The organism is Paenirhodobacter sp., from assembly GCF_041916475.1.
Classification (GTDB): domain Bacteria; phylum Pseudomonadota; class Alphaproteobacteria; order Rhodobacterales; family Rhodobacteraceae; genus Rhodobacter.
The window spans coordinates 17,749-26,828 of the sequence record NZ_JAYRZN010000012.1 but is presented as its reverse complement, the minus strand read 5'-3'; the positions used below and the strand labels follow the sequence as shown (position 1 = coordinate 26,828).

9 protein-coding genes and 1 riboswitch are annotated in these 9,080 nt (G+C 68.6%); of the genes, 2 read left to right on the top strand and 7 right to left on the bottom strand.

Annotated features, from left to right (window positions below; genetic code table 11):
- Position 1: 1 nt before the first annotated feature.
- Genes ACOMG5_RS06935 through ACOMG5_RS06925 form a run of 3 tightly spaced genes read right to left on the bottom strand, consistent with a single transcriptional unit; the run spans position 2 to position 3,181 of the window.
- Positions 2-697: an ATP-binding cassette domain-containing protein gene (locus tag ACOMG5_RS06935; RefSeq protein WP_420343064.1), complete on the bottom strand. Its 696-nt coding sequence runs from the start codon at positions 695-697 to the stop codon at positions 2-4.
- A complete protein-coding gene (locus ACOMG5_RS06930; RefSeq protein ID WP_420343063.1) occupies positions 681-2,198 on the bottom strand; it encodes a thiamine/thiamine pyrophosphate ABC transporter permease ThiP in 1,518 nt (505 codons plus the stop codon). The genes ACOMG5_RS06935 and ACOMG5_RS06930 overlap by 17 nt, the downstream gene beginning before the upstream one ends.
- On the bottom strand, positions 2,198-3,181 hold the full coding sequence (locus tag ACOMG5_RS06925; protein WP_420343062.1) for a thiamine ABC transporter substrate-binding protein: 984 nt from the start codon (positions 3,179-3,181) through the stop codon (positions 2,198-2,200). Before ACOMG5_RS06925 ends, ACOMG5_RS06930 begins: the two co-directional genes overlap by 1 nt.
- A 32-nt stretch (positions 3,182-3,213) precedes the next feature.
- Positions 3,214-3,317: riboswitch (TPP riboswitch) on the bottom strand.
- Between the two features lie 88 nt (positions 3,318-3,405).
- Here ACOMG5_RS06925 and aroC point away from each other — a divergent pair.
- Both aroC and ACOMG5_RS06915 read left to right on the top strand, forming a co-directional pair.
- The gene (aroC, locus tag ACOMG5_RS06920; protein ID WP_420343061.1) at positions 3,406-4,509 is read left to right on the top strand and encodes a chorismate synthase; all 1,104 of its coding nucleotides are present in this window, start codon (positions 3,406-3,408) and stop codon (positions 4,507-4,509) included.
- Between the two features lie 57 nt (positions 4,510-4,566).
- Complete coding sequence (locus tag ACOMG5_RS06915) at positions 4,567-5,205, top strand: TetR/AcrR family transcriptional regulator (RefSeq protein ID WP_420343060.1); 639 nt, start codon at positions 4,567-4,569, stop codon at positions 5,203-5,205.
- 31 nt (positions 5,206-5,236) lie between these two features.
- Here ACOMG5_RS06915 and ACOMG5_RS06910 read toward each other — a convergent pair whose 3' ends face one another.
- The 4 genes from ACOMG5_RS06910 to petA form a co-directional block, all read right to left on the bottom strand.
- Positions 5,237-6,118, bottom strand: coding sequence for an NYN domain-containing protein (locus ACOMG5_RS06910; protein WP_420343118.1), 882 nt, complete (start codon positions 6,116-6,118; stop codon positions 5,237-5,239).
- Positions 6,119-6,223: 105 nt separating this feature from the next.
- A complete protein-coding gene (locus ACOMG5_RS06905) occupies positions 6,224-7,018 on the bottom strand; it encodes a cytochrome c1 (RefSeq protein WP_420343059.1) in 795 nt (264 codons plus the stop codon).
- An 11-nt stretch (positions 7,019-7,029) separates the two neighbouring features.
- A complete protein-coding gene (gene petB, locus ACOMG5_RS06900; protein ID WP_420343058.1) occupies positions 7,030-8,343 on the bottom strand; it encodes a cytochrome b in 1,314 nt (437 codons plus the stop codon).
- A 10-nt stretch (positions 8,344-8,353) separates the two neighbouring features.
- Positions 8,354-8,911, bottom strand: a complete 558-nt coding sequence (petA, locus tag ACOMG5_RS06895; protein WP_420343057.1) for a ubiquinol-cytochrome c reductase iron-sulfur subunit — start codon at positions 8,909-8,911, stop codon at positions 8,354-8,356.
- Positions 8,912-9,080 lie beyond the last annotated feature (169 nt).

Below are 9,080 nucleotides of genomic sequence, written 5' to 3'. Positions count from 1 at the left end.
CTCAGCCGCCGAGATAGGCGCGCAGCGCCGGCGGCGGCGCATCGAGGAGAGGGCCGGTCGGGCGGGGCGGCGCGGCCTCGCCCCCGGCCACCACGATGGTCTCGGGGCAGAGCCTGCGCGCATCCTGCGGATCGTGGCTGACCATCAGCACGGTGGTGCCCTGATCGCGGGCGATTTCGGCGACGAGATCGAGCATTTCGGCCTTCAGTGCGGGGCCGAGGGCGGCGAAGGGCTCATCGAGCAGCAGGAGCGGCCGGGCGCGCAGGAGCGCGCGCGCGAGCGCCACGCGCGACTGCTGCCCGCCCGAAAGTGCCGCGGGGCGGCGCGCCTCCAGCCCTTCGAGGCCCACGCGGGCGAGCACGGCGCCGATCCGGGCCCGGTCGGCCGCGGAGAGCCGCAGTGCCGGGCTGAGGCCGAGGCCGAGATTCTGTGCGACGGTGAGATGGGGGAACAGGTTCTGGTCCTGGAACAGGATCGAGAGCGGGCGCGCGCCGGGCGGCAGGGCGGTGATATCGGCGCCGTTCCACAGGATCCGGCCGCGGGCGGGCGCGAGGAAGCCTGCGATGGCGGACAGAAGCGTGGTCTTGCCCGCGCCCGAGGGGCCGATCAGGGCCACCCGCGCGCCGGTGGCGACGCGCAGATCGGCATGCAGGCGGAAGCCGCCCTGGGCGAGGGTGAGGTCAGTCAGGGCGAGCATTCTGTCCGATCCGGTCGCAGGCCCAGAACAGGCCGAAGGTGAGCGCCATCAGCAGGCAGGCGGCCGCGGCGGCCTGATCCATCCGGTAGGCGCCCATGAGCTGATAGAGGGCGAACGGGAGGGTCTGGCGGCGGCCATCGGAGAACAGGGTGATGACGCCGAGATCGCCCATGGAGAAGGCGGCCGAAAGCCCCGCGGCGAAGCCCAGCGGGCGGGCGAGGCGCGGCAGGGTGAGGTAGCGCAGCCGCCCGAGCCCCTGCATGCCGAGCGCATCGGCGAGGCGGCCGTAATCGGCGGCAAGCGCGCGGGCTTCGGGCAGCAGGAGGCGCAGCGCGAAGGGAAGCGTGAGGAGCGCATTCGCCAGCAGCGTGACCGGGAGCGCAAGCGCCGTGGGCGCCACCAGGGGCCGCGCGATGAGGAACAGCCCGGCGCCGAGGACGAGCGAGGAGGCGGCCATGGGCAGCGTGCCCGCGAGCTCGGCCCAGCGGGCGCGGGGGGCTGCGAGCGCGAGCGGCAGGGTCAGGGCGAGGGTGAGTGCGGTCGCGCCCGCGGCGAGGGCGAGCGACAGGCCCGCCGCCTGCCAGACCGGGGCGGGAAGCGCCGGAAGCCCCGGCAGCCCGCGCGCGAGAATGGCGCCGAGCGGCAGGAGCAGGAACAGCGCGGCAGCGGCTACCACGGCTGCGTCCTTCAGCCGGCGCCAGCCCCCGGGGGGCGGCAGCGTGAGGGAACGATCCAGCCCGGCGCCGAAGGCCGGGGGCGCGGTGACGCGCGCGGCCAGCAGGAGCGCCGCGACCGACACCCCGACCTGGATCAGCGCGAGCCCGGCCACGCGGCCGAGATCGGCATCGAAGCGGAAGGCCTGGTAGATGGCGAGCTCGACCGTGGTGGCGCGCGGCCCGCCGCCGAGGATCAGCGCCACGGCGAAGGAGGTCAGGCAGACGAGGAAGATGGCGAGGAAAGCCCCCGGCAGCACCATGCGCAGCATCGGGCGCTCGATATGGCGGGCGATATCGGCCGGGCCGAAGCCGAGCGCGGCCGCGAGCCGGAGCCGCTCCGCGGGCACCGCCTGCCAGCCGTGCAGCAGCATCCGCACCGCGAGCGGCAGGTTGAAGAACACATGCGCGACGATGACGCCCTGCGCGCCATAGAGCGAGAGTTCGGGCAGGCCGAGGGCGCCAAGCCCCGCGTTAACCAGCCCGCGGCGGCCAAAGACGGCGATGAGCCCCATCACCGCCACCACCGAGGGCAGCAGGAACGGCGCCCCCATCAGCGCGATGAGGAGGCCGCGCCCGGCAAAGCGGCGCCGCGCCAGCGCGCGCGCGACCGGCACCGCGCACAGGCACGACAGCGCAGCCGAGGCCGCCGCCTGCCACAGCGTGAACCACAGCGCCTCCAGATCGGCGGGGCCAAGCGCGGAAAGCCCGCCGCCGCGCCAGGCGAGCGCCGCGATCGGGCCGAGGACCAGCGCCGCGACGAGCGCTGCGCTGATCCGCGCGGGCATCATTTGCGCAGCGCCTGGCGCCATTCCTCGATGGCCGGGCCGCGCAGGGCTTCGGCTTCGTCGCGGCTGTAGACGAGGGTTTTTTGCGGCTTCGGCAGGGCTGCGAAATCTGGCGGCAGGAAGCCCGGCTTCTCCACCACCGGATAGGCCCAGTTCGCGGTGGCGATCATGGCCTGGAAATCGTTCGACAGGATGTAATCCATGAACGCCTGCGCGAGCTGCGGCTGCTTCGTGGATTTCAGCTGCGCGGCCAGTTCGGGGAGCAGATAGTGCCCCTCCGGGAAGATCAGCGCGGCCTTGGTATCGTCCTGCTCGGCGATGATGTGATAGGCGGGGGAGGTGGTGAAGCTGAGCACCATATCGACCTCGCCATCGGTGAACAGGCCGTAGCTTTCCGACCAGCCGGGGGTGACGGTGAGGATCTTGGGCGCGAGTTTCGCCCAGGCCTCGCCCGATTTTTTGCCGAACACGGCCTTCACCCAGAGCACCAGCGCCAGCCCCGAGACCGAGGAGCGCGGATCCTGGATCGCGATCTTGAAATCGTCGGGCGCGTCGATCAGCGCCTGGAACGAGGCGGGCGGGGCCTTCAGCCGGGTCTTGTCATAGACGAAGGCGGTCTCGCTCCAGTCGAAGGGCAGGAACACCGGGTCTTGCCAGACGGTGGGCATGGTCAGCCGCGACAGGTCTTCGTTGTGCGGGGCGAAGAGGCCGGTGGCATCGGCGCGGGCGAGCTCGTCGCTGGTCAGGCCGATCACCGCATCGGCGGTGGTATGGTCGCCCTCCAGCAGCAGCCGCGGCAGCACGTCGCCCGAGACGAAATTCAGATCGCAGCCGCAGATCTTCTCGAAGCCCGCCTCGATCTTCGGGCCGGGGCCCCATTCGGAGGTGAAATATTCGGGCGCATAGACGGTGAGCACGGGCGTCTGGGCCGCGAGGGGCGCGGCGGCCATCAGGCAACCCGCGAGCATCAGGGATTTCTTCATCGGTCCTCCAGGGCCTTTGGGCGGAGCAGGCCGGTGAATCCGGATACCTTCCCTCCGCCGGTTTTAACCGGATCAGGTACTGCGGGTTCGCCTGCGCGTCTCAGCCGGATTGCTCCGGGCACCCCGAGGTCCGGCCAGCATAGGGCCTGGCCCGTGGCCCGCAAGGGGAATCCGCTTGAGCGCCGCGCCCCGCCCGGCTATCCCGAAGGCAAAGGGAGACCGCGATGAGCTACAACACCTTCGGACATGTCTTTCGCGTCACCACCTGGGGCGAGAGCCACGGGCCCGCACTGGGGGCGACGGTGGATGGCTGCCCGCCCGGGGTGCCGCTGGACGAGGCCTTCATCCAAGTGTTCCTGGACCGGCGCCGGCCGGGCCAATCCAAGATGACGACGCAGCGCCAGGAGCCCGACCGGGTGAAGATCCTGTCGGGCGTGTTCGAGGGCCGCACCACCGGCACGCCGATCCAGCTGATGATCGAGAACACCGATCAGCGCAGCAAGGACTATGGCGAGATTGCCCAGCAGTTCCGCCCGGGCCATGCCGACATCACCTATCACCAGAAATACGGCATTCGCGACTATCGCGGCGGCGGGCGCTCCTCGGCGCGCGAGACCGCGGCGCGGGTCGCGGCAGGGGGCGTGGCGCAGGCGGTGCTGGCGCATATGGCGCCCGCGCTGCGCATCACCGGCTACATGGTGCAGATGGGCGTGAAGCACATTGCGCGCGAGCGTTTTGAGCGCGAGGAGATCCTGCGCAACCCGTTCTTCATCCCGGATGCGGCGGTGGTGGATGAGTGGTCGGATTACCTGGAGGCGATCCGAAAGAACCGCAATTCGGTCGGCGCGATGATCGAGGTGGTGGCCGAGCATGTGCCGCCGGGGCTCGGCGCGCCGATCTATGCCAAGATGGACAGCGACCTCGCCGCGGCGATGATGTCGATCAATGCGGTCAAGGGCGTGGAAATCGGCGAGGGGATGGCGGCGGCGGGCCTGACCGGCACCGACAATGCCGACGAGATGCACATGGGCGGCGTGGGCGAGGTCGTCTATGGCTCCAACCACGCGGGCGGCATTCTGGGCGGCATCACCACTGGCGAGCCGATCGTGCTGCGCTTTGCGGTGAAGCCGACTTCGTCGATCCTGACGCCGCGGGCTTCGGTGGATGTGGCCGGGCAGGATGTGGAGGTGGTGACCAAGGGCCGCCACGACCCCTGCGTGGGCATCCGCGCGGTGCCGGTGGCGGAGGCGATGATGGCCTGCGTGATCCTCGACCACCTGCTGCTCGACCGCGCGCAGACCGGCGGGCAGCGCGGGCGCATCGGCTGAGGCTTGCGGGAGCTGAACTCCCGGGTTTATGTTCGGCGGTAACACGCAAGGAACGCCATGTCCCAGACAAAGCCGATGATCCGTCGCGGGCGCAAGTTCGAGCAGGTGCCGGAAGGCGCCCGGACGATTTTCCTGCGCGACGGGTTCGAGGGCGCCTCGGTCGATGATATCGCCGCGGCGGCCGGCGTCTCCAAGGCGACGCTCTACAGCTATTTCCCCGACAAGCGGCTGCTGTTCCTGGAGGCCGCGAAGAGCGAATGCACGCGCCAGGCCAACGAGGCGGTGAGCCTGGTCACGACCTTCGCCGGGGCGCCCGAAATGCTGCGCTATGTGGGCGGGCGAATCGTGGAGTTCATCTCCTCGGATTTCGGCATGGCGATGTTTCGCATCGGGGTGGCCGAGGCGCAGCGCTTCCCCGAGATCGGGCATGATTTCTACCATTCCGGGCCGATGCTGCTGCGCGCGCGGCTGGGCGATTACCTGCGCGAATACGTGGCCCGCGGGGAGCTGCGCATCGAGGATGTGGACCTCGCCTCCGACCAGTTCGCCGAGCTGTGCAAGGCCGACATCCATGCCCGGCTGATCTTCGGTGTGACGGCGGGGGTGAGCGCGCGCGATGCCCGCCGGATCGTGGAGGGCGCGGTGGAGATGTTCATGGCACGCTATGGCACGGGGGCGCCCGCCACGGAAGGGTGAGCGCCCGCCTGAAGGGGCCCCGGTTGGGGGCTCAGCCCTGCGGTATGAGGCGCACCAGGAGGTGGTTGCCGCTGCCCTGTTTCAGCTCGAACTGGCCGGTGCGGCGCATCAGGTCCGACAGTTTGGCGCAGCCATAGGTGCGGGTGTCGAAATCGGGCGTGGCCTGGGTGATGAACTGCCCGAGCTGGCCCAGCGAATACCATTCGGCTTCCTGGTCGATCCGCTCCATCGCGCGGCGGATCAGCGGCACCGCCCGGGCCGCCGGGAGCGGCTGCGGGCGGCTTGCGGCGAGAACGTCGGAGAAGCTCGGGAGCACGGGCAGGGCGATGTCGTGCTCGGGCTCCGGCCGGGGGGTCTCGGGCGTGCGCCCGGCGGGGGGCGCCGTGTCTGGCGCGGCGCTGCGGGCCTGCTCCGCGGCGCGCGGCGCGCGGGCCGGCTGGGGCGCTTCGGCTTCGGGCATCTCGGCGGTGTCGCCGGTCAGGTTCTCCACATAGATGAAGCGCTTGCAGGCATTGCGGAAGGCGGCCGGGGTCTTCTTCTCGCCGATGCCGAAGACATCGAGCCCCTGTTCGCGGATCCGGGCTGCGAGGCGGGTGAAATCGCTGTCGGACGAAACCAGCACGAATCCGTCGAACAGGCCGGAATGCAGGAAATCCATCGCCGCGATCACCAGGCCGATGTCGGAGGCGTTCTTGCCCTTGGTGTTGGAGAACTGCTGGTCGGGGACCATGCCGAGCGAGCCGATCTTCTTGGCCCAGCCGGTGAGGCGGGTGGCGGACCAGTCGCCATAGATGCGGCGAACGGAGGCCTCGCCCAGGCCCGCGATCTCCTCGAAGATGGCTTCGGCATAGCCGGAGGGAACGTTGTCGGCGTCGATCAGGACGCAGAGGCGGGGGGCACGGTTTGTCATCAGGTCTCCTTTTGCCGCGGCAGGGTGGACCTGCGGCGCGCCGAACACAAGGGCGCGCAATGGAAAACGCGCCCCGAGGGGCGCGTTCCGGTGGTTTGGGGCGGTGCCTCAGGCTTCGGTGCCGTGCTTGCCCTTGTGCGGCGCCCAGAGCCGCTTGTTGGTGAGATAGAGCAGCACCGTGAGCAGGCCCAGAAGCAGAACGGCGGTGAAGCCCATCTGCTTGCGCGGCATCAGCTTCGGCTCCGCCGTCCACATCAGGAAGGCCGCCACGTCTTCCGACATCTGCTCCACCGTGGCGGGGGTGCCGTCCTCGTAGGTCACGATATCGTCGCTGAGCGGCGGCGGCATCGTGATCCAGCCGGTGGAGAAGATGTGGTTCTCGTAGAAGGTCGCGCCGGCTTCCTCCTTGGTCTCGCCGGTGAAGCCGGTGAGCAGGGCGTGGATGTATTCCGGCCCGCCGATGCCGCGCACCAGCTGGTTGATGCCGGAGCCGTAGGGGCCGTGGAAGGCCGCGCGCGACTTCGCCATCAGGCTGAGGTCCGGCCCCATGCCCTCGCCGCTGCGGCTGGGGAAGTGGTCGGTTTCCTTGCGCGGGCGCTCTTCGCCGGTGTCCTTGTCGATCGCCGGGTCCAGGGTGGCGGCGAAGCTGCGCACCCAGTCCGGGTCCATCTGCGGGCCGCCGTCATCCGCCAGCGCGCGGATGGCGACGTATTTCAGCCCGTGGCAGGCGGAGCAGACTTCCCGGTACACCTGGAAGCCGCGGCGCAGCTGCTGCTGGTCGAACTTGCCGAAGGGGCCTTCGAAGCTGAAGGCGTAATCCTCGACATGAGCGCCGCCCTCGGCCGCCATCACCGGGGCGGAGAGCAGCATGGCGGACAGGGCCGTGATCAGAAGTTTTTTCATGGTCCTCGTCCTCATTCCGCCGGGGTGCCGTAGTGGTTGTTGAAGTCCTCCTCGATCGTCGCCGGCATCGGCAGCGGCTTCTCGACGAGGCCCAGCACGGGCAGGATCACCAGGAAATAGGCAAACCAGTAGGTGGCGCCGATCAGCGAGATCCAGTCGTAGGGGAATTCGGTTGGCATCGCGCCCACCCACATCAGCACGACGAAATCGAGCACCAGCAGCCAGAACCACCATTTGAACACCGGCCGGAACTGCCCCGAGCGCACCTTCGACGTATCGAGCCAGGGCGCCAGCGCCATCACCGCGATCGCGCCGAACATCGCCAGCACGCCGAAGAACTTCGCATCGACGATGCCGAAGGTGATCTTGTTGACGAGGATCACCGCCCAGACATCGGCCGTGAAGGCGCGCAGGATCGCGTAGAACGGCAGGAAGTACCATTCGGGCACGATATGCGCGGGCGTGGCGAGCGGGTTCGCCTCGATGTAGTTGTCGGGGTGGCCGAGGTAATTGGGCATGAAGCCCACCACCGCGAAGAACACCAGCAGCACCAGCGCCAGGGCGAACAGGTCCTTGATCACGAAATAGGGCCAGAAGGGCAGGGTGTCCTTCTTCGCGTTTTCCTTGCTGTCGCGGCGCACTTCGACGCCGGTCGGGTTGTTGTTGCCGGTGGTGTGGAAGGCCCAGATATGGACCAGAACCAGCCCGGCGATGACGAAGGGCAGCAGGTAGTGCAGCGAGAAGAAGCGGTTCAGCGTGGCGTTATCCACCGCCGGGCCGCCCAGCAGCCAGGCCTGGATGGAGGGCCCGATGCCGGGGATGGCGCCGAACAGGCCGGTGATCACCGTGGCGCCCCAGAACGACATCTGCCCCCAGGGCAGAACGTAGCCCATGAAGGCGGTGCCCATCATCAGCAGGTAGATGATCATGCCGACGATCCAGGTGATCTCGCGCGGGGCCTTGTAGGAGCCGTAATAGAGGCCGCGGAAGATGTGGATATAGACGGCCACGAAGAACAGCGAGGCGCCGTTCGCATGCAGGTAGCGCAGCGCATAGCCGCCGTTCACATCGCGCATGATATGCTCGACGGAGGCGAAGGCCAGATCGACATGCGGGGTGTAATGCATCACCAGGACGATGCCGGTGACGATCTGCAGGCCGAGGCAGAAGGCGAGCACGATGCCCCAGATCCACCACCAGTTCAGGTTCTTGGGGGTGGGGATCATGATCGTGTCGTAGATCAGCGCGACGGCGGGGAGCCGCGCGTGCAGCCATTTCTCGATGCCGGTCTTGGGCTCGTAATGGTCGTGGGGAATTCCGGACATGCGCGCCTCCTCAACCCAGAAGAATGGTTTTTTCGTCGGTGAACTTCGCCACCGGGATATCGAGGTTGCGCGGCGCGGGGCCTTTGCGGATCCGCCCGGCGGTGTCGTAGTGCGAGCCGTGGCAGGGGCAGAACCAGCCGCCGAAATCGCCCGAACCGTTGCCCAGCGGCACGCAGCCGAGGTGGGTGCACACGCCCATCATCACCAGCCATTCACCGGCCTCATCGAGGGTGCGGTTCTGGTCGGCGGCATCGGCGCCCGGCTTGTTGGCGTTTTCCGCGGTCTTGTCGGTCAGCGTGCTGACATCCACGGCGCGGCCGGCCTCGATCTCCTGGGGCGTGCGGCGGCGGATAAACACCGGCTTGCCGCGCCATTTCACCGTGAGCTGGGTGCCGGTCTCGACCCCCGAGACATCGACATAGATCGAGGCGAGCGCCTTGACGTCTGCCGAGGCGTTCATCTGGTTCACCAGAGGCCAGATGGCCGCGCCCGCGGCCACGGCGCCCGTGCCCGCCGTTGCGTAGTAGAGGAAATCCCTCCGGGTGCCTGCGTCTTCTGCGTGGGACACGAATGTACTCCTTCCCTGCCCGGACCCCGGGCCTATACGACGTGACGGGCCGCACTCGCATGCCGCCGATCATTCTGGATTTGTAGCAATCACGTTTTTGTCAGTCCAGCAGCCAGTTTATATGCCGGAGTGTGATTTCCTTGGGGAAAACGCCTTGCGGCGATCCGTC